Genomic DNA, 23,559 nt, shown 5'->3' with positions numbered 1-23,559 from the left:
TGAGAATTCTGCCCTTGATCGTGGAAGGCCTGCGGCTACTATGCGCCTGTTCCAGGACCCGGTTGCCGCATGTCCAGCAAGCTCCTCATCCTCATCGCCGGGCTGGTCGTGCTGACCGTCTCCGGCATCGCCGTGGTCGCCGCGATGGCGCCGCCCACGCCCGGCAGCGCCGCTTATTTCCGCGCGATGTCCGCCGCCAACCGCAGCGGCTCGGCGCCGGCCTATGCGGTGCCGGTCGAAACCCGCCGCGCCGCCGCCAACAGCTGCGAGGGCTACAACCTCGAACTGCAGGAAGGCGCGGGCATCCAGATGCGCCTCGGCCACCACGGGGAGGCGCAGCGCCTGCTGTCGCTGCGCCGCGACTGCTCGATCGCCAGCGACGTGGTGCGCTCGGCCCGCTGACGGCGGGATCGCCCCACCCATTCCCGGCCGCGCCACGCAGAGCTGAAGGGTCCCGCGGGAACCCGGCGGGGGGTCGATGCCTTAGCGCATCGCAATCACTCGGGGCACCGCCGCCATGGGCTTCCTCTGGACCATCATCATCGGCTTCGTCGCCGGCGCGATCGCGAAGTTCCTCATGCCCGGGCGCGACCCGGGCGGGTTCATCGTGACCATCCTGCTCGGCATCGTCGGCGCGCTGGTCGCCACCTGGCTCGGCCAGGCCGTCGGCTGGTACCGGGCGGGAGAGGGCGCGGGCCTGATCGGCGCGGTCGTCGGCGCCGTCATCGTCCTGGTCGTCTACCGCATGGTCGCGGGACGCCGCACCATCACCTGACGGCGGCGCCGGCAAGGCCGCGGGGGGGCGCCCGGCAACGGCGCGCGCCCCTCATCCAGCCCTCTCCCCCCGCCGGGGAGAGGGCTTCTTCGTGGCCTGCCGGCGCGGCACGGGAAGAAGCGCCTCCTCCATCCCGCGCTTCGCAGCCGTCCTCAGCCCTTCCGCGGCAGGCAGGCGGCGGAGAGCTGCGCGAAGGCGGCGGCGCGGTGGCTGATGGCATGCTTCGCCGCGGGCGCCATCTCGGCGAAGGTCTGCACGTGGCCGTCGGGGACGAAGATCGGGTCGTAGCCGAAGCCCTGCGCCCCACGCGGCGGCCAGACCCAGGCCCCGTGCGCCTCGCCCAGGAACTCCTCCGTGTGGCCATCCGGCCAGGCGATGACCAGCGCGCAGGAGAACCAGGCCCGGCGGTCGGGCGCGTGGCGGGCCAGCTTCTCCACCTTGCCCATCGCCATCGCATAGTCGCGGCCCGCCGGCGTCTCGGCCCAGTCCGCGGTCCGCACCCCCGGCGCGCCGTCCAGCGCCGCGACGGAGAAGCCGGAATCGTCCGCCAGCGCCGGCAGGCCGGAGGCCCGCGCCGCCGCCAGCGCCTTGATCCGCGCATTGCCGAGGAAGCTGTCCTCGGTCTCCGCCGGCTCCGGCAGGCCGAGCGCGCCCGCGCCGACCACCTCGAACCCCCAGGGCGCCAGCAGCTCCGCCACTTCCCGCAGCTTGCCGGCATTGTGGGTGGCCAGCACGAGCTTCGGGCCGTCGAGGAGGCGGTGGCTCACGCCTTCGACCCCTGCCCGATCGCCTCGCGCTGCTTCGCGAACAGCTCCCCCGTGCCCTTGCGGGCCAGCGCCAGCAGCTGCGTCAGCTCCGCGTCGCTGAAGGGCGCGCCCTCGGCGGTCGCCTGCACCTCCACCATGCCGCCCGCGCCGGTCAGGACGAAGTTGCCGTCGGTCTCCGCCTTGCTGTCCTCCTCGTAGTCGAGGTCGAGCACCGGCGTGCCGTTCCAGATCCCGCAGGAGATCGCGGCCACCTGGTCGCGCAGCGGGTTCTTCTTCAGGATGTTCTTCGCCATGCACTGCGCGAAGGCCAGGTGCAGCGCCACCCAGGCCCCGGTGATGGAGGCGGTGCGCGTGCCGCCATCGGCCGTCAGCACGTCGCAGTCGAGGGTGACGGTCATCTCCCCCATCGCCTTCAGGTCCGTCACGGCGCGCAGGCTGCGGCCGATCAGGCGCTGGATCTCCTGCGTGCGCCCGGACTGCTTGCCGCGCGCGGCCTCCCGGTCGCCGCGGGTATGGGTGGCGCGCGGCAGCATGCCGTATTCCGCCGTCACCCAGCCCTGGCCGGAATTGCGCAGGAAGGGCGGCACCTTGCCTTCCACGCTGGCGGTGCAGAGCACCTCCGTCACGCCGAAGCGGATCAGGCAGGACCCCTCCGCATGGCGCGCGGCGCCGGGGGTGATGGTGACCGGGCGCAGCTGGTCGGCGACACGGCCCGAGGGGCGGACGAAGGGCGGCTTGAAGCCGGCGGGGAAATCGATCATGCGGCCCCGTAGCGCCCGCCCGCCCTGCCGTCCAGCGCGGGCCGGCGCCGCTATCCGCGGCAGGCGACCCGCGGGCGCCCGTTCGGCGCCACCAGCACCGCGGCCCGCCGCCCGGGCGCGCAGAGCCCGCGCAGCGTCGCCGGCGCCAGCAGCAGCGTGCCCCCCGCCGCCCGCGCCACCGTGACGCGCGCGTGGTAGCCGAGCCCCCGTGCCGGATCCATCGAGTGGTACTGCGCCACCGCCTCCGCCCAGTTGCCGGTGCGGGCGCGCAGGTCCCGCAGGAAGCGCACGGCATAGGCGACATTGGCCGCCGGGTCGAAGGCGACGGCGAGGCTGGGGAAGGCATCGGGGTGGTGCAGCAGGTTGACCTGCATGCAGCCGACATCGGCCGACCGCACGCCGCGCGCGCGCAGCGCCTCCACCTCCGCGATCGCGGCGTCGCGCGTCGGCGGGAAGCGGCCCTCGCCATCGGCGTTGATCGCGAAGGGCCAGGGCACGACGCCGCCCGCGGGGGCGGGCCGGCCGCTTTCCACCCGCGCGATCGCCAGCAGCAGGCCGGGCGGGATGCCCGCCCCGCGCTCGGCCGCCGCGATGGCGCGGGTGCAGGCGGCCCAGGGTTCGGCGACCGGCGGCGCCTCGGCCACCGTGGGCGAGGCAAGCAGCAGGAGGGGAAGCAGGGCGGCGCGGCGCATCGCCCCGGCATCCCGCACCCGGACCTGCGGCGTCAATGCCGCGATCAGGGCAGCCCCGCCGCCGCTTCCGCCAGCCCGCCCATCAGCACGAGGCCCAGCACCAGCGCCACGCAGGACAGCGCGGCCAGCGCCAGCCTTCGCGGCAGCCCCGGCACGGGCGCCACCAGCAGCGAGGTCAGCAGCCCCGCCCCGCCGGCCAGCAGCAGCGACGCCGCCGCCATGGTCGCGGTCACCGCCCGGCCGCCCGCCGCCACCGGCCCGACACGCATCGCCGCATCCCTGCCTCCCGTCATTCCCGGCAGCGATGGAAACGACCGACCGTAACCCCGGCATGGCGGGACTGTGTCGAAACCTTGCCACGCCGCCCGCCCGGCCGACCCGCGGTTGACCCGCGGGGCATGAAGCACCCCCGAGCCCCGCGGTTGACCCGCGGAGCGTGAGGCACCCCCGAGCCCCGCGGTTGACCCGCGGGGCGTGAGGCACCCCCGAGCCCCGCGGTTGACCCGCGGGGCGTGAGGCACCAACGTACCCATTCAGGGAACCACTCGTCCGGGACGGATCATGGCCCCGCTCAACCGACCGCCGCGCCCCACGGGCGCCACCCATCTCACCGCCGCCCCCGGTGGCGTCGCGCTGCCGCCCGGCCTCGACGACCGCAGCGCCGCCATCCTGCGCGAGGTGGTGGAGCTCTATGTCGCGACCGGGGAGCCGGTGGGCAGCCGCACCCTGTCGCGCCGCCTGCCGCATTCGCTCTCCCCCGCCACCATCCGCAACGTGATGGCGGATCTCGAGGATGCGGGGCTCCTCTTCGCGCCCCACACCTCGGCCGGGCGGCTGCCGACCGACCGTGGGCTGCGGCTGTTCGTGGACGGGCTGCTGCAGTTCGGCGCCCTGGCCGAGGAGGAGCGGGACGCGATCGCGGCGCGCTGCGCGGCCGGCGGGCGCAGCCTGCAGGACACGCTGGGCGAGGCGGGGCAGATGCTCTCGGGCCTCGCCGGCGCCGCGGGCCTGGTGGTGGCCCCGAAGAGCGAGGCGCCGATCCGCCACATCGAATTCGTGGCGCTCGGCCCCGGCCGCGCGCTGGTGGTGCTGGTCAGCGGCGACGGCCAGGTGGAGAACCGGGTGATCGAGGTGCCGCCCGGCCTGCCGCCCTCCGCCCTGGTGCAGGCGGGCAACTACCTGAACGCCCGCCTGTCCGGTCGCACGCTGGAGGAGACGCGCGTCGCGGTCAGCCAGGAGATCTCGGCCAACCGCACCGCGCTCGATGCGCTGACGCATCAGGTGATCGAGGCCGGGCTCGCCACCTGGTCGGGCGGCGTCGGCGGCGCGCTGATCCTGCGCGGCCAGTCGAAGCTGCTGCAGAACCTGGACCAGATCCACCGCGTGCAGGAGATCCAGGCCCTGTTCGAGCGGCTGGAGGCGCAGGAGACGATGCTGCGCCTGCTCGACCTCGCGCAGCGCGGCGAAGGCGTGCAGATCTTCATCGGCGCGGAAAGCGGGCTGTTCGACACAGCCGGCCTGTCGATGGTGGTGGCCCCCTTCCGCAACGGGCAGGAAAGGATCGTCGGCGCCATCGGCGTGATCGGCCCGACGCGCATCAACTACGGGAAGATCATCCCGGTGGTGGACTACACCGCGCGCGTGATCGGCCGGCTGCTCGGGTAACGCGCGTTACCCTTCGACACGCGGGGCGGGGGAATCCGGCGCGCGGTTGCGCGATGTTGCTTGGTGCCCCACCGTCCTGCCCCCACCCTTGAGGCCATGCGCCTCCCCCTCCTCCGCCTGCTGCCGCTGCTGCTGGCGCTGGCCGCCCTGCCCGCCCTCGCCCAGCGCGGCCCCGCCGTGCCGGTCGAGAGCGCGGAGGCGCAGCGCAGCCGCATCCCGGTCGAGATCGCGGCCAACGGCACCGCCGCGTCCGAGGCGGTGGTGAATGTCCGCACCCGCGTCGACGGCCAGATCGAGCGCGTGCATGTGCGCGAGGGCCAGATGGTGAAGCACGGCGACGTGCTGTTCACGCTGGACCGCAGGCTGGCCGAGGCGACGCTGGCGCAGCAGGAGGCGCAGCTGGCGCGGGACCGCGCGCAGGCGCAGCGCGCGCAGGCGGATGCGCAGCGCTACGCCTCGCTGCGCGGGGAAGGCTTCGCCGCCCAGCAGAGATTCGAGCAGGCGCAGGCCGAGGCAGGGGTCGCCGCCGCCAATGTCCGCGCGAGCGAGGCGCTGATCTCCTACACCCGCACGCTGCTGGACTATGCGACCATCACGGCGGAGGCGGACGGGCGGCTCGGCACCCTGCCGGTGCGGGAGGGCAACTTCGTCCGCGCGGCGGAGAACACGCCGATCGCCACCATCACGCCGATGGACCCGCTGGTGGTGCGCTTCGCCGTGCCCGAACGCTGGGTGCCGGGCCTGCGCGACGCGCTGGCGGGCCCGGTGCCGCCGCGGGTGCGCGCCGCCCCGCCGGGGGATGCCGGGCCGCCCGCGGAAGGGCAGCTGGTGTTCATGGACAGCCAGGTGGACCCGACCACCGGCACCATCGCGCTGACCGCGCGCTTCCCCAACGCGACGCAGCGGCTCTGGCCGGGCCAGTGGCTGTCCGTCGTCGTGACGCTGCGCGAGGAGGAGGCGCTGACGGTGCCGGTGCAGGCCGTGCAGCAGGGCCAGCAGGGGCCGCAGGTCTTCGTGCTGGATGCCGACCGCGTCGCGCATCGCCGCGCCGTGCGGGTGGAGCGCGTCAGCGGCGGCCGCGCCGCGATCTCGGGCGAGGTCGCGCCGGGCGACCGCGTGGTGGTGGAGGGCGCGAACCTGCTGACCGACGGCGCCCGCACCGTGGAACGCCAGCCGCAGCCGGCGGGCCCGCGGTCATGAACCTTCCGGAACTCTGCATCCGCCGCCCGGTGATGACCGGGCTGCTGTCGGTCGCCGCCGTCATCGCGGGCATCCTCGCCTATCTTCAGATGCCGGTGGCCGCCGTGCCGCGGGTGGACTTCCCCGTCATCCAGGTCAGCGCCAGCCTGCCGGGCGCGAGCCCCGACACCATGGCCTCCTCCGTCGCGCTGCCGCTCGAACGCCAGCTTTCGACCATCGCGGGGCTGGAGCAGATGTCCTCCACCTCCGGGCAGGAGGGGACGCAGATCACGCTGCAGTTCGTGCTGGGGCGCGACATCGACGCCGCCGCGCTCGACGTGCAGTCGGCGCTGTCCCGCGCGCAGCGGCAGATGCCGCCGGAGATGACGACGCCGCCTTCCTTCCGGAAGGTGAACCCCGCCGATGCGCCCGTGCTGCTGCTGACCCTCCAGGGGGGAGAGGTGCCGCTGTCCCGCCTGAACGACACGGCGAGCCTCGTGATCTCGCCCGCGCTGTCGCGCGTGGCCGGCGTGGCGCAGGTGCTGACCTATGGCGAGCAGCAATACGCGGTCCGCATCCACCTCGACCCCGATCGCGCCGCGGCCCTCGGCATGGGCTTCGACGAGGCGCAGCGCGCCATCACGGCGGCCAACAGCAACACGCCGGTCGGCCTGCTGAGCGGGCCCCGCCAGCAGCTGACGCTGCGCGCCAACGACCAGCTCGCCTCGGCCGAGCAGTTCGCGGGGCTGGTCATCGGCGGGCGCGGCGGCGCGCCGATCCGGCTCGGCGACATCGCGCGGGTCGAGGACGGGGTCGCCAACAGCCGCGTCGCCGCCTGGAACGGGAAGGAACGCGCGCTGATCCTGGCGGTGCAGCGCCAGCCGGACGCCAACACGGTGGACGTGGTGGACGGCGTGCGCCGCGCGCTGCCGCTGCTGCAGGCCGCGCTGCCGCCGGGCGCCACGCTCGGCGTCATGCTCGACCGGTCGGTGTCGATCCGCGATTCGGTCAGCGACGTGCAGCACCACCTGGTCATCGCCATCGGGCTGGTGACGCTGGTGATGTTCCTGTTCCTGCGCCGCGTCGGGGCGACGGTGATCCCCGCCGTCGCGGTGCCGGTCAGCCTGGCGGCGACGCTCGCTCTCATGTGGGTGTTCGGCTACGGCATCGACAACATCACCCTGCTCGGCCTGACGCTGGCGGTCGGGCTGGTGGTGGACGACGCGATCGTCGTGCTCGAGAACGCGATGCGCCACATGGAGGAGGGGATGGCGCCGATGGCGGCGGCCATCCGCGGCTCCCGCGAGATCGCCTTCACCGTCGTCTCCATCACACTGTCGCTGGTGGCCGTCTTCCTGCCGATCCTGCTGATGGGCGGCGTGGTCGGGCGCGTCTTCAACGCCTTCGCCGCCACCGTCTCGCTCGCCGTGCTCGCCTCCTGCGTCGTCTCGCTCACGCTCACGCCGCTGATGGCGTCGCGCCTGCCGCCGCCGGGGAAGGAAGGGCCGGTGGCGCGCGCGCTGGAACGCGGCTTCGCGGCGGTGGAGCGCGGCTATGCGCGGCTGCTCGACCTCGCGCTGCGCTTCCGCCTGGCGGTCTGGGCGTCCTTCGTCGCGTCGCTGGTGCTGGCGGGCTGGCTCGCCTTCGCGATCCCGAAGGGCTTCTTCCCGGTGGAGGATACCGGCCTGCTCTCCGTCTCGACAGAGGGGCCGCAGGACATCTCCTTCGCGGACATGGCGAGCCGTTCCGCGCGCGTCGCGGAGCTGGTGGCGGCCAACCCGCATGTCGCGCAGGTGACGCACCGCATCGGGGTCGGCGGCGGCGGCCAGGCAATGAACCAGGGCGGGATGTTCGTGGAGCTGAAGCCGCGCGCCGAACGCCCGCCGATCGCCGAGGTGGTGCAGCAGCTCCGGCGGGAAGCTTCCGCCGTGCCGGGGATGCGGGTCTTCCTCAACCCCATCCAGAACATCTCCTTCGGCGCGCGGTCCGCCCGCACCTCCTACGTCTACACGATGCAGGGCACGCGGCAGGACGAGCTGTACGACTGGGCCGGCCGCATGACGGACCGGTTGCGCGCCCTGCCGCAGCTGCAGGACGTGAACAACGACCTCCAGCTCGCCCAGCCGATCCTGCAGGTGGAGGTCGACCGCGACCGCGCGGCCGCGCTCGGCGTCAGCGTCGACCAGGTGCGCCAGGCGCTGTACTCCGCCTACGGCTCGCGCCAGATCAGCACGATCTACGGCGCGGCGGCGTCTTATGCCGTCATCCTCGACGTGGTGGCGGCCGACCAGGAGGACGAGGCCGACCTGTCGCGGCTGTGGCTGCGCGCCTCCTCCGGCCGGCTGGTGCCGCTGGCGGGGCTGGCCACGGTGACACGGCGGACCGGGCCGGTGACGGTGGCCCACCAGGGGCAGCTGCCCGCGGTCAGCATCGGCTTCAACACCGCGCCGGGCGTCTCGCTCGGCGATGCCACCGCGGCGATCGGGGCGGTGGAGCGGGAGGCGGGGATGCCGCCTTCCATCGTCACCGGCTTCACCGGCACGGCGCAGATCTTCCAGCAGGCGCTGGCCGGCCAGGGGATGCTGCTGATCGCCGCGCTGGTGGTGATGTATGTCGTGCTCGGCGTGTTGTACGAAAGCCTGGTCCACCCGCTGACCATCCTGTCGGGCCTGCCTTCGGCCGCCGCGGGGGCGCTGGCGACGATCTGGCTGTTCGGGCTCGACCTCTCCGTCATCGCGGTGATCGGCGTGCTGCTGCTGATCGGGCTGGTGAAGAAGAACGCCATCATGATCGTCGATGTCGCGCTGGCGCGGCAGCGCGAAGGCGTGCCCGCCTTCCAGGCCGTGCGGGAGGCCTGCATCGTCCGCTTCCGCCCGATCCTGATGACGACGCTGGCCGCCGGCGCGGGCGCGGTGCCGATCGCGATGGGCCTCGGCGCCGCGGCGGAGCTGCGCCAGCCGCTCGGCCTCGCGGTGGTCGGCGGCCTGGCGGCAAGCCAGGCGCTGACGCTGTTCGTCACGCCGGTGCTCTATCTCGGCTTCGACCGGCTGGGCACGGCCTTCGCGCGGCGCCGCCAGGAGCCGGGGGGCGCGGCGGGCCAGCCGGCGGAATAGCCGGAAGCGGAACGGCCCGGCACGCCGCCGCGCCCGCCGCGTTCCGCACGGGACCGCGGGAGGATGCGCCGATGCGCCACGCCCATGCCCTGGCCGCCGCCCTGCTGGCCGCCGCCCCGCCCGCCGCGGCGGCGGAATGCCCCGCCGCGGCGCATGCGCCGCCGCTCACCTGGCGTGACGAGGGGCTGGGCCTCCGGCTCGACCACCCGCCGGTCTTCGTGCCGGACCCCGGCAGCGTGCCGGAAGGCGGCGGCAGCACCCGCTTCTGGACGCCCGATCGCCGCGCGACGGCGGTGGTCAACGCCGCCCGTGCCGAACGGGGCACCACCCTCGCGCAGCTCCTGCGGGAGGCGGAAGGAGACGTGGTGCAGAATGCGGGCGGCGAGATCACCTATCGCCGGCAGCGGGACAACTGGTTCGTCCTCAGCGGCTACATGGCCGGCCGCATCTTCTACCGCCGCACCCTGCTGACGGCGGAAGGCGTGGCCGCGACGCTGTGGATGGAGTTCCCGCGCGACATGCGCCCCTGCCTCGACCATGCGGTGACGGTCATGTCGCTGTCCTTCCGGGGAAGGTAGCCACAGGGCCTTCGCGCCCCGGGCGTCAGCCTGCGGCGCGCAGTTCCACCGCGTTGCCCTCGGGGTCGCGCAGATAGACCGTGGTCGCCCGGCCGCCCGCGCCGTACCGTTCGGCCGGCGCGTCCGGCACGACGCCGAAGGCTGCCAGGTGCGCGCGGATCGCCGCCTCGTCCCAGGGCGCGACGGCGATGCAGAGATGGTCCATGTTCGGCCGGCCCTGGTCCGGCGCCTCTCCCCCGCGGCCGAGCTTCCCGCCGATCCAGACGAGGTCGAGCAGCGACGCGCCGACGCGCAGATGCACGAGGCCCAGCGCCTCCTGCCGGTGCGCCACCTCGCATCCCAGCGCGTCGCGGTAGAAGGCTTCCATGCCGTCCAGGTCCCGCACCCGGATCACCAGGTGGTCGAGCGCGACGGGCGCGAAGGGCGGCGGCATGACGGCGGCTCCTGCTGTGCCGCCGCCAGCGTACCGCGCGCGGCGCCCGCCCGGCTACTCCTTCGCCATGCCGGACAGCGGCGGGGCGTCGCGGGCGGGGCCGGACTTCCTCAGCATCTCCTCCGTGCCGCCGGATTCGTCGGTGGTCTCGGCCTTGGGCTGGATCTGCACCGGGCCCGAGGCCCGGTGCTCGCCCGCGCCCGCGGCGCGGTTCCCCTCGGCGATCTCGTTGGCGTAGCCCGATTGCGGGTCGATCCCCTTGTTGGCGGGGTCCTCCTGCTCGTGCCGGGCATGGTGCGGGCCGACGCTGGTCGGGCGCGCGGTCTTCGTCTCGGTGTCGTATTTCCCGGTGAAGCTGCTGCCGCCCTTGCGGCCGCTCTCGTCGGACATGTGCTGGCCCTCCTCGGCGCGCGTCCAACGCGCGGGGAAGGCCGGTCGTTCACACCACGCGGATGGCGGGGTCGGCCGCGGCGTCCGGTGCGGCGAGCGCACCGACCAGCGCGGCGCGCAGCGCCGCCAGCTTGCGCTCGTTCTCGACCTTCAGGCCGAACACGTCCTTCACGTAGAAGACGTCCACCGCCCGCACCCCGTAGGTGGTGATGTGAGCCGAGGCGATCTGCAGGCCCTGGTCGCTGATCGCGGCCGTCACCGCATGCAGCAGGCCCGGCCGGTCGCGGCCGTTCACCTCGATCACGGTGTGGGTGTTGCTCGCGTGGTTGTCGATGACGACGCGCGGCGGGATGGTCACCGCGCGCAGCCGCGCGGGCTCCCGCCGGAGCTTGCCGATCTCCTCGGCCAGCCGCAGCCGGCCCGACAGCGACTGCTCGATCAGCACCGCGAGGCGGGCGAGGCGGTGCGGCGCATCGAAGGCGCCGCCGGCCGCGTCCTGCACCCAGAAGGTGTCGAGCGCCATGCCGTTGGTCATGGTGTGGATGCGCGCATCGACGATGGAGGCGCCCGCCACCGCCAGCGCGCCGGCGATGCGGCTGAACAGGCCCGGATGGTCGGTGCAGTAGACCGTCACCTCGGTCACCGACCGCGCCTCGATCACCCGGGTGCGGACGGTCAGCGGCGCGGCCTCGGCTTCCGCCTCGCGGATCATCATCGCATGGCGGGCATGGGTCTCCGGGTCGAAGGACAGCCAGTAGCCGGGGTAGCCGAGCGAGAGGAAGCGGTCGAGGTCCGGCTTCGCCATCCCGCCCAGCAGGGAGGCGGCGGCGGCGCGGGCGCGCGCCACGCGGGTGTCGCGTTCCGGCACGGACAGCCCGCCGGCCAGCACCTCGGCCACGCGCCAGTAGAGCTCGCGCAGCAGCGTGGCCTTCCAGCCGTTCCACACCTTAGGCCCCACCGCGCGCATGTCGGCCACCGTCAGCACCAGCAGCAGACGCAGGCGTTCGGGCGACTGCACCGTCTCCGCGATGTCGAGGATGGTCTTCGGGTCGTCGATGTCGCGCTTGAAGGCGGTCTGGCTGATGAGTAGGTGGTTCAGCACGAGCCAGGAGACGGTCTCCGTCTCCTCCGGCGCCAGGCCGAGCCGCGGGCAGAGGTCGAGCGCGACCTGCGCGCCGAGCTCCGAATGGTCGCCGCCGCGGCCCTTGGCGATGTCGTGCAGCATCACCGCGACGTAGAGCGCGCGGCGCGACTGGACCTGCCCGACCAGTTCCGACGCCACCGGCGCCACTTCCGCCAGATCGCCGCGTTCCAGCTGCGCCAGCACGCCGATCGCCTCGATCGTGTGCTCCTCCACGGTGAAGACGTGGTAGGTGTCGAACTGCATCAGCCCGACGATGCGCGCCCAGTCCGGCATGAAGCGGGACAGGAACCCCACCTCGTTCAGCACGCGCATCCAGCGCGCCGGATCGCGCCCGGACAGCAGGTCGACGAACAGCGCATTGGCCGCCGGGTCGTCGCGCAGCCGCACGGCGAAGCGCGCGTTGCGGATCAGCGCGCGATGCGCCAGCGGGTGGATCTCGAACCCCCGGTCGCGCGCCGCGCGCACCAGGCGCAGCATGATGGCCGGGTCCTCCGCCACGTTGCGGTCGGGGGAGAACAGCACCTTGCCGTCGGCCAGCGCCATGCCGGCCTGCGACAGCGCGGCATCCCCCGCCGGCACCACCGCGGGCGGGCCGAGCGCGGCGCGCTCGATCGCCGGCTCCAGCAGGCGGGTCAGGCGCACCACGTCCCGCGCGGTCAGGAACAGGTGCTTCATGAACCGCTCGACGCCGTCCTGCACGCCGTGGCGGGTGTAGCCCATCCGCGCGCCGACCACGGGCTGGAGGTCGAAGGTCAGGCGCTCCTCGGCGCGGCCGGTCACGTAGTGGAGGTGGAAGCGGACGGTCCAGAGGAAGTTCCAGGCGCGGCGGATGGCGCGCGCCTCCTGCGGGGTCAGCAGCCCGCCGCCGGGGCTGCCGGGCCCGACCAGTTCGGGCATGCGCTGCACGCCGAAGGCGTGGCGCGCCAGCCAGTACAGCGTCTGGAGGTCGCGCAGCCCGCCGCGGCCCTCCTTCACATGCGGCTCCACCAGGAACGGGCTCTCGCCGTAGCGGGTGTGGCGCGTCGTGCGCTCGGCCCGCTTCGCGGCGAGGAAGGCGGCCAGCCCGCTGGCGCGGCGGAATTCCGCGAAGGCGGCGTCGAACCTCTCGAACACGGCGCGGTCGCCGGCCAGGAAGCGGGCGTCGATCAGCGCGGTCTGGATGGTGGCGTCGCCGCGCGCATCCTCGATGCATTCGGCGACGCTGCGCGTCGCATGCCCGACCTTCAGCCCGAGATCCCAGAGCAGGTAGAGCATGTATTCCACCGCCCGCCGCCCGCCCGCGCCGAGCGGCGCGTCCGACAGGAACAGAAGGTCGATGTCCGAATAGGGCGCCAGCACGCCGCGGCCGTAGCCGCCGGTGGCGATCAGCGCGAAGGACGGCTCGCCCCGCGCGGCGGCCGTGCCGGCCTGCGCCACCGCATAGCCGTGGATGGCCGACACCATCCCGTCCGTCAGCGCCGCCAGCCAGCGCGCGGCGGCGAGGCCGGAAAGGTCATGCGCCTCGAAGGCGCGCTGCACGCGACCCTGGATGCGGCCGAGTTGCCGGCGCAGCAGGCCGAGCGCGACGTCGCGCGGCACGGGTTGGCCGTTGGGAAGCAATGCGGCCACGAGGTCGGGCAGCACCTCCGGGGCTTCGGCCGGAGGCGGCGCGGCGCTGGCCGCGATGTCGGGCAGATGGCCCAGGCTCGCTGTCATTGCCGTCACACTAACTTGTCACCGGCGGGTGGGACAGTCTTCTCGTGTTGCGGTGCGGTAACTTCCGCCGCCAGCGCCTTCAGCCGGTACAGCGCCTCATGCGCTTCACGCGGGGACAGCGCGTCGGGGTCGATCCCGGCCAGGGCTTCCGCCAGCGGTGATGGTGGCGCGGCTGGTTTCTGCACGCCATGCGCGAACAGCGGCAACTCCTCGGCCAGCGCATCCGGCCCGCCGCCGCGGGCGCGCGCCTCCAGCGCCGCCAGCACCTGCGCCGCGCGCGCCAGCACCGGGCGCGGCACGCCGGCCAGGCGGGCGACATGCACGCCCCAGCTGCGCTCCGCGGCGCCCGGTCCCACCAGGTGCTGGAAGACCACGTCGCCCCGCCATTCGCGCACCTTCATCGACGCCAGCGCCACTTCGGGCAGGCGCCCGGCCAGCGCCGTCAGCTCGTGGAAATGGGTGGCGAAGACGGCGCGGCAGCGGATGCGGTCGTGCAGCGCCTCCAGCACCGCCCAGGCGATGGCCAGCCCGTCCCAGGTGGCGGTGCCGCGCCCGACCTCGTCCAGCACCACCAGCGACCGCGCGGTCGCCTGGTTCAGGATCGCCGCCGTCTCCGCCATCTCCACCATGAAGGTGGACCGCCCGCCGGCGATGTCGTCGCCACCGCCGACGCGGCTGAACAGCCGGTCCACCAGCCCGATCCGCGCCGAGGCGGCGGGCACGAAGAAGCCCGCCTGCGCGAGGATGACGAACAGCGCGTTCTGGCGGAGATAGGTGGACTTGCCCGCCATGTTCGGCCCCGTCAGCAGGCAGACACGCCGCCCGGGCGACAGGTCGGCGTCGTTCGGCACGAAGGCCGGGCCGCGCGCGCGCCGCAGCGCGGCTTCCACCACCGGGTGGCGGCCGGCGGCGATGCGGAACTCGGCGCGGTCCGGCATCTCCGGCCGGCACCAGCCGCCTTCCGCCGCCAGCGCCGCGGCGGCGGCGTGGACGTCGAGCTCGGCCAGCGCGCGCGCCGCGTCGGACACCGGGCCGCCGGCCGCCAGCAGCAGGCGCTTCAGGTGCTGGATGCAGGCGCGTTCCCGCAGGCCCGCGCGTTCCCCCGCCTCCGCCACGCGGCGGTCGAGATCGGCGAGCGCGGCGCAGGTGAAGCGCATGGCGTTCGCCATGGTCTGGCGGTGGATCGGCGCCATCGGCCCGGCGATGCCCGCCCCGGCGGCGAGCTTCTGGCCCGCCGCGGCCGGCACCTCCGCCAGGAAGCCGAATTGCTGGTGGTGGCGGATCTTCAGGCTCGCCACGCCCCAGGCCTGGGCCAGGTCCGCCTGCAGCGCCGCGATCGCTTCCCGCCCACCGTCGCGAAGGCGGCGCAGCGCGTCCAGCTCCCCGTCATAGCCGGGGGCGATGACGCCGCCATCCTCGATCCGCGCCGGCACCTTCTCCGCCGCCAGCGCACGGGCGAGTTCCGCCCCCAGCGCAGGGTCGAGGCGGAGCGCGGCCCCGATGGCGCCGATGCGCTCCGGCAGGGGCAGCGGCGCGGCGGCCAGCGTCGCGCCGATCCGCCCGGCCAGTTCCACCCCGATGCGCAGCGCCGCCAGGTCGCGCGGGAAGAAGCGGTCGAGCGCGAGGCGCGCGAGCGCGCGCGCCATGTCCGGCGCGCCCTTCAGCGCGGTGCGGATCGCGGCCCGCGTCGCCTCCGCGCCCAGCAGGAAGGCCACCGCATCGTGCCGCGCCGCGATCGCCTCCGCCTCGGCCAGCGGTGCGGCGAGGCGGGCGGCGAGTTCCCGCGCCCCGGCCGCGGTGACGGTGCGGTCCACCGCGCCGACCAGCGTCGCCTCGCTTCCCCCCCGCTGGTCGCGCAGGATCTCGAGGCTGCGGCGCGTCGCGGCATCGAGCGCGAGCGTGCCCTGCGCCGCGCCGTCCGGCTGCGGCGGGTCGAGCCGCGGCAGCGCGCCGGCCTGCGTCTCCCGCACATAGGCGATGGCGAGGGCGGCGGCGGCAAGCTCCGCCTCCTCGAAGCGGCCGAAGCCGTCGAGCGTGGCGACGCCGAAGGCCTCCCGCAGCAGCCGCGCGGGATCGCGGGAGGGCGCGCGGGGCGCGATGCGGCCGGCGAGGCGGGCGAGTTCGGGGGCCTCGGCCAGCGCGGGCGGGGCCACCGCCTCGGCGGGCTCCAGCCGGGCGAGCAGCGCGCCCAGGTCGGCCCGCGGCAGCACCGCGGTGGCGAAGGCGCCGGTCGAGATGTCGAGCCAGGCGGCGCCGAGCCCGCCCTCCCCTTCCGCGAGGGCGACCAGCCAGGCGGGGCGGGCCGCGTCGAGCAGCGCGTCCTCGGTCACCGTCGCGGGGGTGACGACGCGCACGACCTCGCGCCGGATGGTGGGGGCCTTGCGCGCCTTCGCCTGCTCCGGCGTCTCGGTCTGGTCGCAGACGGCCACCCGGAAGCCGGCGCGGATCAGCCGGGCGAGGTAGCCTTCCCAGGCATGCACCGGCACGCCCGCCATCGGCACCGGCCGGCCGCGATGTTCCCCGCGATGCGCCACCGCGATGTCGAGCACGGGGGCCGCATCCTCGGCATCGGCGAAGAACAGCTCGAAGAAGTCGCCCATGCGGAAGAAGACCAGCGCGTCCGGATGCGCGGCCTTGGCGGCGAACCATTGCGCAAGTGCGGGGGTTGCCCCTTCGGCGGGGGGGATGCGGTCGCTCACGCCGGATCAGTAGCTTCTCCCGCCGCACCTGCGAAGCGCCCGGCTTCCGCCACGCGCCGCCGGGTTCCATAAGGAGGGCGAGCAGTTGGGGAATCCGGGAAAGATGGACGACGCGCGCAAGACGGCCGAGGCGACGGGCGACACACGCACCGCCCGCATCACCGCGGAGGAGGCGCTCGCGCTGCACGCGGAAGGGCGCCCGGGCAAGCTTGAGATCCGGCTGACCAAGCCGCTGACCACCGCCCGCGACCTCAGCCTGGCCTACAGCCCGGGCGTGGCGGAGCCCTGCCTGCACATCCACCGCGACCCGGCCCTGGCCTACGACTACACCTCGAAGGGCAACTTCGTCGCGGTCATCAGCAACGGCACCGCCGTGCTCGGCCTCGGCAATCTCGGCGCGCTGGCCTCGAAGCCGGTGATGGAGGGCAAGGCGGCGCTGTTCAAGCGTTTCGCCGATGTCGATTCCATGGATCTCTGCGTCTCGACCGAGGACGTGGACGCCTTCGTGAACTGCGTGCGCTACCTCGGCCCCAGCTTCGGGGGCATCAACCTCGAGGACATCAAGGCGCCCGAATGCTTCGTGATCGAGCAGCGCCTGCGAGAGATCATGGACATCCCGGTCTTCCACGACGACCAGCACGGCACGGCGATCGTCGCCGCGGCGGGGCTGATCAACGCCTGCCACCTGACCGGGCGCGACCTGAAGACGGTGAAGCTGGTGATCAACGGCGCGGGCGCCGCGGCCATCGCCTGCGCCGAGCTGGTGAAGGCCATGGGCATCCGCCCGCAGAACGTCATCCTGGCGGACACCAAGGGCGTCATCCACCGCGGCCGGACCGACGGGATGAACCAGTGGAAGTCCGCCCATGCGTCCGACACGCCGGCGCGCACGCTGGCCCAGGCGATGGAAGGCGCGGACTGCTTCATGGGCCTGTCCGTCAAGGGCGCGGTGACGCCGGAGATGGTCCGCAGCATGGCCGCCCACCCGATCATCTTCGCCATGGCCAACCCCGACCCCGAGATCACGCCGGACGAGGCGCGGGCCGTCCGGCCCGACTGCATCATCGCCACCGGGCGGTCGGACTACCCGAACCAGGTCAACAATGTCCTCGGCTTCCCCTTCATCTTCCGCGGCGCGCTCGACGTCCGCGCCAGCACGATCAACGACGCGATGAAGGTCGCGGCGGCCGAGGCGCTGGCCATGCTCGCGCGGGAGGACGTGCCGGAGGAGGTGGCGGGCGCGGGCGCCGGTTCCTCGCTGCGCTTCGGGCCCGAGTACATCATCCCGAACGCCTTCGATCCCCGCCTGATCAGCCGCGTGTCGCCCGCCGTGGCGAAGGCTGCGATGGACAGCGGCGTGGCGCGCCGGCCGATCACCGACCTGCACCGCTACGCGCGCGACCTGGCCCACCGGCTGGACGCGACCGCGGGCGCGATGGAGGCGATCGCCGAACGCGTGCAGGCCAACCCGCGCAAGGTGGTCTTCGCCGAGGGCGAGGAGGAGAAGGTGATCCGCGCCGCCATCGCCTTCCGCAACGCCGGCTACGGCACGCCGGTGCTGGTGGGGCGGGAGGACCGGATCAACGCGACGGTCGCGGCGCTCGGCATCCCGCTGCCGGACGGGATCGAGATCCACAACGCCCGCCTGTCCGACCGCAACCGCGTCTATGCCGAATGGCTCTACGCCAAGCGCCAGCGGGAAGGCTTCCTGCTGCGCGACTGCCAGCGGATGGTGAACCAGGACCGCAACGTCTTCGCCGCCTGCATGGTGGCGATGGGCGATGCGGATGCGATGGTGACGGGCTCGACCCGCAGCTACTCCTCGACGCTGGAAGGCGTGCGGACGGTGATCGACCCGGCGCCGGACAGCGTGCTGTTCGGGCTGACGCTGCTGCTGGCGCGGCGGTCGGGCACGGTGCTGGTGGCCGACACCGCCATCCATGAACGTCCCGATGCCGCGACGCTGGCCGAGATCGCGGTGCGCGCCGCCGCCGCCGCGCGGCGCCTGGGGCACGAGCCGCGGGTGGCCTTCCTGTCCTTCTCCACCTTCGGCGACCCGAAGGGCGGCATCCCGGGGTCCGTGCGCGAGGCGGTGCGCCTGCTGGATGCGCGCGGCGTGGACTTCCAGTACGACGGCGAGATGGCGGCCGACGTGGCGCTGGACCCGGCGCTGCGCGCGCAGGTCTATCCCTTCTGCCGCCTGACCGGCCCCGCCAATGTGCTGGTGATGCCGGGCCTGCACGCCGCCCACATCCTGACCAAGGCGGTGCCCCGCCTGACCAGCGCCCAGACCATCGGCCCGCTGCTGATGGGGCTGTCGGCGCCGGTGCAGATCGTCGGGATGGAATCGGGGATCACCCAGATCCTCGACATCGCCTGCCTCGCGGCGCATGCCGCGATCCCGAGGTGAGCGGGACGCCCGTCTTCACCATCGGCTACGAGGAGGCGACGCCGCCGCGCCTCCTCGGCGCGCTCTCCGCGGCCGGCGTCGCGGTGCTGGTGGATGTGCGGGCCCTGGCCAACAGCCGCCGGCCCGGCTTCGCCAAGCGCGCGCTGTCGGCGGCGCTGGAGGGGGCGGGGATCGGCTACCTCCACCTCCCCGCCCTCGGCACCCCGGCGGCCGGGCGGCAGGCGGTGCGGGAAGGCCGGGCGGACGAGATGCGCCGCATCTTCGGCGCCCACCTGCAAGGGGTGGAAGCGCAGGCCGCGCTGGCCGCCCTGCGCGACCTGGCGCGGCGGCAGCCGGTCTGCCTGCTGTGCCTGGAAGCCGACCCCGCGCGCTGCCACCGGACGCTGGTGGCGGAGGCGGTCGGGCTTCCCGTCCGCCACCTCGCGCCCGGGCCTGCCGCGCCGGGGTGACGCCCGCCGCGCGGCATCCGCGGGCCGGGGCTGCCCCCGGCCCGCGTCCTGCGCTCAGCCCAGGATGAAATCCCCCGCCGACAGCGCCGGGCGGCCCGCGAAGACTGCGATCAGCACCGGCGCGCCGGCGCCGTTGCCGTCGAGGTCGAGGCTGAGTTCGCCCGTCCCGGTGTCGTAGAGCACCCAGGCCGGCGGCGAGCCGAGGTTGTCGGCCACCGGCGAGGCGCCGATGCGGACGGCAAGCGGGCTGAGGAAAAGCCCCTGGAAGCTCAGCCAGGCCTTGTCGATCCCCGCCTCGAAGCCGCTGATGCGGTCCACGCCCTGGTCGTAGTCCCGGAACAGGAACAGGTCCGCCTCGCCATCGGCCGTGGCGACGATGTTGTCGGCGCCGGTGCCGCCCGCCACGGTGTCCATGCCCGCGCCGGCCAGGATGAGGTCGGCGCCGCCGCCGCCCGAGAGGCTGTCGTTCCCCGCGCCACCGTCGAGGCGGTCATCGCCGTCGTCGGTGGCGCCGAACAGGAAGGACAGCCCGGCATCGACGCCGCCGAACAGCGTGTCGTTGCCGTCGTCGCCGCTCATGCGGTCCGCCCCAGCGCCGCCGGCGAGGCTGTCATCGCCCTCCTCGCCCGCCAGCAGGTCGGCGCCGCCATCGCCGAGCAGCGTGTCCGCGCCGGTCCCGCCGCGCAGCGTGTCCGGCCCGTCCAGCGTGTCGCCGAAGCCGAACGGGCTGAGGTTCACGGCGTTGCCCGCCAGCAGGTCGTCGCCGTCGCCGCCCGAGAGCGCATCCGCCCCGAGCCCGCCATGGGCGATGTCGTTGCCCGCGGCGCCGGCCAGCCGGTCATTCGCCTCGCCGCCCAGCAGCGTGTCCGCGCCGAGGCCGCCATCCAGCGTGTCCGCGCCGCCCCCGATCGCGTCCATGACCGCGGGCATGCCGGCGAAGAAGGGGTTGAGGCCCTGGCCGTCGCCGGCCAGCAGGTCGTCGCCGTCGCCGCCGGAGAGGAGGTCGCCTCCCGCGCCGCCGAACAGCTGGTCGGCGCCGGTGCCGCCCAGCAGCCGGTCGCCCCCCGCGCCGCCGGTCAGTGTGTCCGCCCCCGCCCCGCCATCGACCGTGTCGGCGCCGCCGAGGCTGTCCGCGGCATCGATGACGGTCGGGCTGCCGCCCGGCATCCCGAAGGTCGAGACGAAGGACCCGTCGCCGGCCATCAGGTCGTCGCCATCGCCGCCCGAGAGGCTGTCCGCCCCGGCGCCGCCCAGCACCTGGTCGCTCCCCGCGCCGCCACCGAGCCGGTCGTCCCCGCCGCCGCCGCGAAGCGTGTCCGCGCCGAGCCCGGCATCGAGCGTGTCCGCGCCGCCAAGGCTGTCCGCCACTTCGAGGAGGCTGGGCGGGGTGCCCGGCGGGCCGGCGACCCCGAGGAAGGTGCCGTCGCCGGCCAGCAGGTCGTCGCCATCGCCACCCGAGAGGCTGTCCGCCCCGGAGCCGCCCAGCAGCAGGTCGGACCCGGCCTCGCCCGCCAGCAGGTCGTTGCCCGCGCCGCCCAGCAGTGTGTCCGCGCCGAGCCCGGCCAGCAGCGTGTCGGCGCCCCCCAGGCTGTCCGCCGCGCCGCCCGGAACGGAAGGAGGCAAGCCCAACACCTCCCCGCCATCGCCCTCCAGCAGGTCGTCGCCGTCGCCGGCCAGCAGCCTGTCCGCGGCGGCGCCGCCGCGCAGCGTGTCGTTGCCGATCCCGCCATCCAGCGTGTCCGCGCCGGGGAGGAAGGCGCCGCCGGCCGACAGGGTCAGGGCGCCGTCGCCTTCGAGAAGGTCATTGCCGGTGCCGCCCGCCAGGCTGTCGGCGCCCGCGCCGCCCAGCAGCCGGTCGTCGCCCTCCGCGCCGTCCAGCGCATCGGCACCCTCGTCGCCCTCGACGCTGTCGGCGCCATCGCCGCCGAGCAGCAGGTCGTTGCCGCCGCCACCGCGGAGCGAATCGTTGTCGAGGCCGCCGAGCAGGCGATCCGCGCCCGCGCCGCCGCCCAGCGTGTCCCTGCCGAGCCCGCCATCCAGCGTGTCGGCGCCGCCCAGGCTGTCCGCGGCCTCGGTGACGATCGGGAGGCCGCCATTCGCGGAGAGTCCGGGCGTGAAGAACAGGCCGTCGCCGGACAGCAGGTCGTCGCCATCGCCGCCCGAAAGGCTGTCCGCCCCGGCGCCGCCCAGCAGCAGGTCGCCATCCGCCTCGCCCGCCAGCAGGTCGTTGCCGTCGCCTGCGAGGAGCGTGTCCCGCCCCCCGCCGCCGAACATCGTGTCGGCCCCGGCGAGCGAGGGGCTGAGCATGGCGCCGTCGCCGACCAGCATGTCGTTGCCGTCGTCGCCGTGCAGCCGGTCCGCGCCGGCATCGCCGCTGATCGAATCGTTGCCGGCGCCGCCGGACAGCGTGTCGGCGCCGGTCAGCGTCGGGCCGAAGCCGAAGGTCCCCTCGCCGAGCAGCGTGTCGTTGCCGTCGCCGCCGTCGATCAGGTCATTCGCGGCGCCGCCCTCCGCCCTGTCATCCCCGGCCTGGCCGAACAGCCGGTCCGCGCCGCCGGCGCCGAGCAGCGTGTCGCGGCCGTCGCCGCCGTCGAACAGCACCGCGCCGCGGTTCGGGACGGCGCCGCCGAAATAGATGGTGGAGACCGAGAGGTGGTCGTCGCCGAGGCCACCGAAGCCGCGGCCGCCGCCGCCGCCGAGGCTCAGCCGGTCATTGCCGGCGCCGCCGTCGAGCACGTCGAAGCCGTTTTCCGTCACGCCGAAGTCGCCGCCCTCGAGGACGTCGTCCCCATCACCGCCCGCGAGGATGTCGTTGCCCGCGCCGCCGGTCAGTTGGTCCGCGCCCGCGCCACCGTCGAGGCGGTCATGCCCGCCATTGCCGGACAGGATGTCGTCGCCGCCGCGGCCGGCCAGCGTGTCGGCGCCCGACCCGGCATTCACCGCGTCCGACAGCTCCGCGCCGAGGCGCCGGATGCCGATGGCGGAGGCGCGGTCGTCGAAGGCATGGAGCACCACGCGCTGCGCGGGCCCGCTGGCGAAGCCCGCCTCCACCACGATGCGGTAGCTGTCGTTCAGCCCGTCGCCGACCATGTCGCCGCCGGCATCAAGGAAAGGGGCGGTGAATTCATGGTAGCCCGTGATGGGCATGGGCTGCCCGGGGAAGCCGGATGAGGTGTCGAGCGTGACCGCGCCGTCGCTCCAGCGCACCCAGAGCGACGTCGCCCCCGGCGGGGCCGTCACTTCGAGGAAGGGGAGGATGTTGCCGTCCGCGTCGGTGATGGTGCCGAGGGCGGAGAAGCGCGGGGCGAAAAGGCCGGACATGGTTCATCCCAGGGAGGGGCACGCACGGCGCGGCCCCGCATCAAGGGATAGTTAATGTGCTGTCGTTTCAACCACAACGCGAACCGATCCGGTTCGTTCGCATCGGTGCCCTGCTGGCCTGGCCGGACCGGTGGCAGCCGGATCAACCCCGGGCGGGCGGGTCCTGCGCCGCGCCGCGCCGGGCCGCGCCGCCGCGCATGTAGCGCCGTTCCGGCTGGTAGCGCAGCCAGCGGCGCAGGCCCTTCAGGGATCGCAGGATCAAGGTCATGGAAGCCACCCGGACATGGGTTGCGCCATCCTGGCCGATACGGCGCGGTGCACCTTCAGGACGCATGCTGCACCGCGAAGGTTGCCGTCCCGTTTCCGTGACCCGCACCTTCCCCGCCAACCTGTCCCTTGCGGGACCGGCGCTATCCCCCCGCCTGGATGATCAGCCCGATCGAGGTCGCAACATGCCCCTTGAAGGACAGCCGCAGATGCGGCGCGTCCTCCACCGCCAGGCGCCCGTCGGGCTCGGCGAAGGGCGGCAGGTCCACGAAGCGGTCCAGCACGCCGGCGCCGCCCTCGTAGTCCACCGGCAGCAGGTGGTGGCCCAGCTTCGCGAGGCGCTCGCCCAGCGCCTCGATGTGGCGGCGCTGGTAGAGCACGGTGGTCCCGCGCGAGAGGGTGGGACCGTCGGGCTCCATGTTGAACTCGGTGGTGTGCACCGCGATGCCGCCGGGCTTCAGGCAGGCCATGGCGCGGGTCACGAAGTCCAGCCCGGCGTCGAGGCTGCCCAGATGCTCGAAGGCGCAGACGGACCAGAGGCAGTCGAAGCCGCCCGCCAGCAGGTCGGGCGGGATTCGGGCCATGTCCACGTCGCGGAAGCGGACGCGCGCATCGAAGCTGACGCGGTCGATCAGGTGGGGCAGGAACAGGTGGTCCGCCTCCCCCGCATGCTGGCCGCTGTCGTGCCACATGCGGGCGCGGGCGTCGTCGGGGCGCAGGTCGGTGGCCAGCACCTCCATCCCCTGCGCGGCCGCGAAGGCGGGCAGGTATTCGCGCCCCACCGCGAAGCCGATGCCGCGCCGGCCGGGGGCGAGCATCCCCGCCTCCCACAGCGCCTGGGCGGCGAAGCATTCCTCCCACACCTTGCGGTGGTAGAGCGGCACCATGCCGAGCCGCGCGCACCAGTGGCGCAGCCAGGGCGCCTCGATCGCGTCCTGCCGGGCGACGCCGCCGGACAGGCCGACCCGCACCGGCCGCTCGGGCGCCGGCAGGCCGGGCCCGGCGAGGCCGGCGGCGTAGAGCTGGCGCGAATAGGCCGCGCCCATCAGCTTGGTGTTCCAGGCGGCGTGGCGCAGCTCGGGCGACATGGCGCCGCCCTGGCTGAGCCGCAGCCTCAGCCGGTGCCAGCGTTGCAGCAATGCATTGGCGACCCGCCCCATGCCCGGCCTTTCGCCCGGATGCGCCCCGCTGTCGAGGGTGCCGCCGCGATGGCCTCGGCAC

General features: G+C 74.3%; 19 protein-coding genes. 8 read left to right on the top strand and 11 right to left on the bottom strand.

Annotated features, from left to right (window positions below):
- The first annotated feature begins 69 nt into the window (after positions 1-69).
- Together ACK8OX_RS13220 and ACK8OX_RS13215 are read left to right on the top strand one after the other, a co-directional pair.
- Positions 70-402: a hypothetical protein gene (locus ACK8OX_RS13220; RefSeq protein WP_430664591.1), complete on the top strand. Its 333-nt coding sequence runs from the start codon at positions 70-72 to the stop codon at positions 400-402.
- Positions 403-517: 115 nt separating this feature from the next.
- Positions 518-775 (top strand): GlsB/YeaQ/YmgE family stress response membrane protein, encoded by a 258-nt coding sequence (locus ACK8OX_RS13215; RefSeq protein ID WP_430664590.1) that lies wholly within the window; start codon positions 518-520, stop codon positions 773-775.
- 152 nt (positions 776-927) lie between these two features.
- Here the strand turns inward: ACK8OX_RS13215 and rdgB are convergent, their stop codons facing one another.
- Genes rdgB through ACK8OX_RS13195 form a run of 4 tightly spaced genes read right to left on the bottom strand, consistent with a single transcriptional unit; the run spans position 928 to position 3,288 of the window.
- Entirely contained in the window at positions 928-1,542 is a 615-nt protein-coding gene (gene rdgB, locus ACK8OX_RS13210; RefSeq protein ID WP_430664589.1) for an RdgB/HAM1 family non-canonical purine NTP pyrophosphatase, read from the bottom strand.
- Positions 1,539-2,303, bottom strand: a complete 765-nt coding sequence (gene rph / locus ACK8OX_RS13205; protein WP_430664588.1) for a ribonuclease PH — start codon at positions 2,301-2,303, stop codon at positions 1,539-1,541. Before rph ends, rdgB begins: the two co-directional genes overlap by 4 nt.
- 50 nt (positions 2,304-2,353) lie before the next feature.
- Positions 2,354-3,031, bottom strand: a complete 678-nt coding sequence (locus ACK8OX_RS13200; RefSeq protein ID WP_430664587.1) for a lytic transglycosylase domain-containing protein — start codon at positions 3,029-3,031, stop codon at positions 2,354-2,356.
- Positions 3,032-3,039: 8 nt separating this feature from the next.
- Positions 3,040-3,288: a hypothetical protein gene (locus tag ACK8OX_RS13195; protein ID WP_430664586.1), complete on the bottom strand. Its 249-nt coding sequence runs from the start codon at positions 3,286-3,288 to the stop codon at positions 3,040-3,042.
- A 268-nt stretch (positions 3,289-3,556) separates the two neighbouring features.
- On the opposite strand from ACK8OX_RS13195, the gene hrcA reads away from it, so the two are divergent.
- The 4 genes from hrcA (at position 3,557) to ACK8OX_RS13175 (ending at position 9,530) form a co-directional block, all read left to right on the top strand.
- A complete protein-coding gene (hrcA, locus tag ACK8OX_RS13190) occupies positions 3,557-4,660 on the top strand; it encodes a heat-inducible transcriptional repressor HrcA (protein WP_430664585.1) in 1,104 nt (367 codons plus the stop codon).
- A gap of 96 nt (positions 4,661-4,756) precedes the next feature.
- Positions 4,757-5,860, top strand: coding sequence for an efflux RND transporter periplasmic adaptor subunit (locus ACK8OX_RS13185; protein WP_430664584.1), 1,104 nt, complete (start codon positions 4,757-4,759; stop codon positions 5,858-5,860).
- Positions 5,857-8,952, top strand: coding sequence for an efflux RND transporter permease subunit (locus ACK8OX_RS13180; protein WP_430664583.1), 3,096 nt, complete (start codon positions 5,857-5,859; stop codon positions 8,950-8,952). Before ACK8OX_RS13185 ends, ACK8OX_RS13180 begins: the two co-directional genes overlap by 4 nt.
- Positions 8,953-9,023: 71 nt before the next feature.
- A complete protein-coding gene (locus ACK8OX_RS13175) occupies positions 9,024-9,530 on the top strand; it encodes a hypothetical protein (protein WP_430664582.1) in 507 nt (168 codons plus the stop codon).
- A gap of 25 nt (positions 9,531-9,555) precedes the next feature.
- On the opposite strand, the gene ACK8OX_RS13170 is transcribed toward ACK8OX_RS13175, so the two are convergent.
- The 4 genes from ACK8OX_RS13170 to mutS are packed head-to-tail and all read right to left on the bottom strand — an operon-like array spanning position 9,556 to position 15,891.
- Positions 9,556-9,963, bottom strand: a complete 408-nt coding sequence (locus ACK8OX_RS13170; protein WP_430664581.1) for a VOC family protein — start codon at positions 9,961-9,963, stop codon at positions 9,556-9,558.
- Between the two features lie 54 nt (positions 9,964-10,017).
- On the bottom strand, positions 10,018-10,353 hold the full coding sequence (locus tag ACK8OX_RS13165) for a hypothetical protein (RefSeq protein ID WP_430664580.1): 336 nt from the start codon (positions 10,351-10,353) through the stop codon (positions 10,018-10,020).
- Between the two features lie 49 nt (positions 10,354-10,402).
- Positions 10,403-13,192, bottom strand: coding sequence for a [protein-PII] uridylyltransferase (locus tag ACK8OX_RS13160; protein WP_430664579.1), 2,790 nt, complete (start codon positions 13,190-13,192; stop codon positions 10,403-10,405).
- Between the two features lie 5 nt (positions 13,193-13,197).
- On the bottom strand, positions 13,198-15,891 hold the full coding sequence (mutS, locus tag ACK8OX_RS13155; protein ID WP_430664578.1) for a DNA mismatch repair protein MutS: 2,694 nt from the start codon (positions 15,889-15,891) through the stop codon (positions 13,198-13,200).
- 103 nt (positions 15,892-15,994) lie between these two features.
- Here mutS and ACK8OX_RS13150 point away from each other — a divergent pair, with 103 nt between their 5' ends.
- Entirely contained in the window at positions 15,995-18,301 is a 2,307-nt protein-coding gene (locus ACK8OX_RS13150) for an NADP-dependent malic enzyme (RefSeq protein ID WP_430664577.1), read from the top strand.
- On the top strand, positions 18,298-18,750 hold the full coding sequence (locus ACK8OX_RS13145) for a DUF488 family protein (RefSeq protein WP_430664575.1): 453 nt from the start codon (positions 18,298-18,300) through the stop codon (positions 18,748-18,750). Before ACK8OX_RS13150 ends, ACK8OX_RS13145 begins: the two co-directional genes overlap by 4 nt.
- A 54-nt stretch (positions 18,751-18,804) precedes the next feature.
- Here the strand turns inward: ACK8OX_RS13145 and ACK8OX_RS13140 are convergent, their stop codons facing one another.
- The 3 genes from ACK8OX_RS13140 to ACK8OX_RS13130 form a co-directional block, all read right to left on the bottom strand.
- On the bottom strand, positions 18,805-22,071 hold the full coding sequence (locus ACK8OX_RS13140; protein ID WP_430664574.1) for a calcium-binding protein: 3,267 nt from the start codon (positions 22,069-22,071) through the stop codon (positions 18,805-18,807).
- A gap of 142 nt (positions 22,072-22,213) precedes the next feature.
- The gene (locus tag ACK8OX_RS13135; RefSeq protein ID WP_430664573.1) at positions 22,214-22,339 is read right to left on the bottom strand and encodes a hypothetical protein; all 126 of its coding nucleotides are present in this window, start codon (positions 22,337-22,339) and stop codon (positions 22,214-22,216) included.
- Positions 22,340-22,481: 142 nt separating this feature from the next.
- Complete coding sequence (locus tag ACK8OX_RS13130) at positions 22,482-23,498, bottom strand: SAM-dependent methyltransferase (RefSeq protein ID WP_430664572.1); 1,017 nt, start codon at positions 23,496-23,498, stop codon at positions 22,482-22,484.
- Positions 23,499-23,559 lie beyond the last annotated feature (61 nt).

The sequence above is a fragment of the Falsiroseomonas sp. CW058 genome (assembly GCF_050563535.1).
Classification (GTDB): domain Bacteria; phylum Pseudomonadota; class Alphaproteobacteria; order Acetobacterales; family Acetobacteraceae; genus Falsiroseomonas.
The sequence above is the reverse complement of the archived record's forward strand: the minus strand, read 5'-3'. Positions and strand labels throughout refer to the sequence as shown.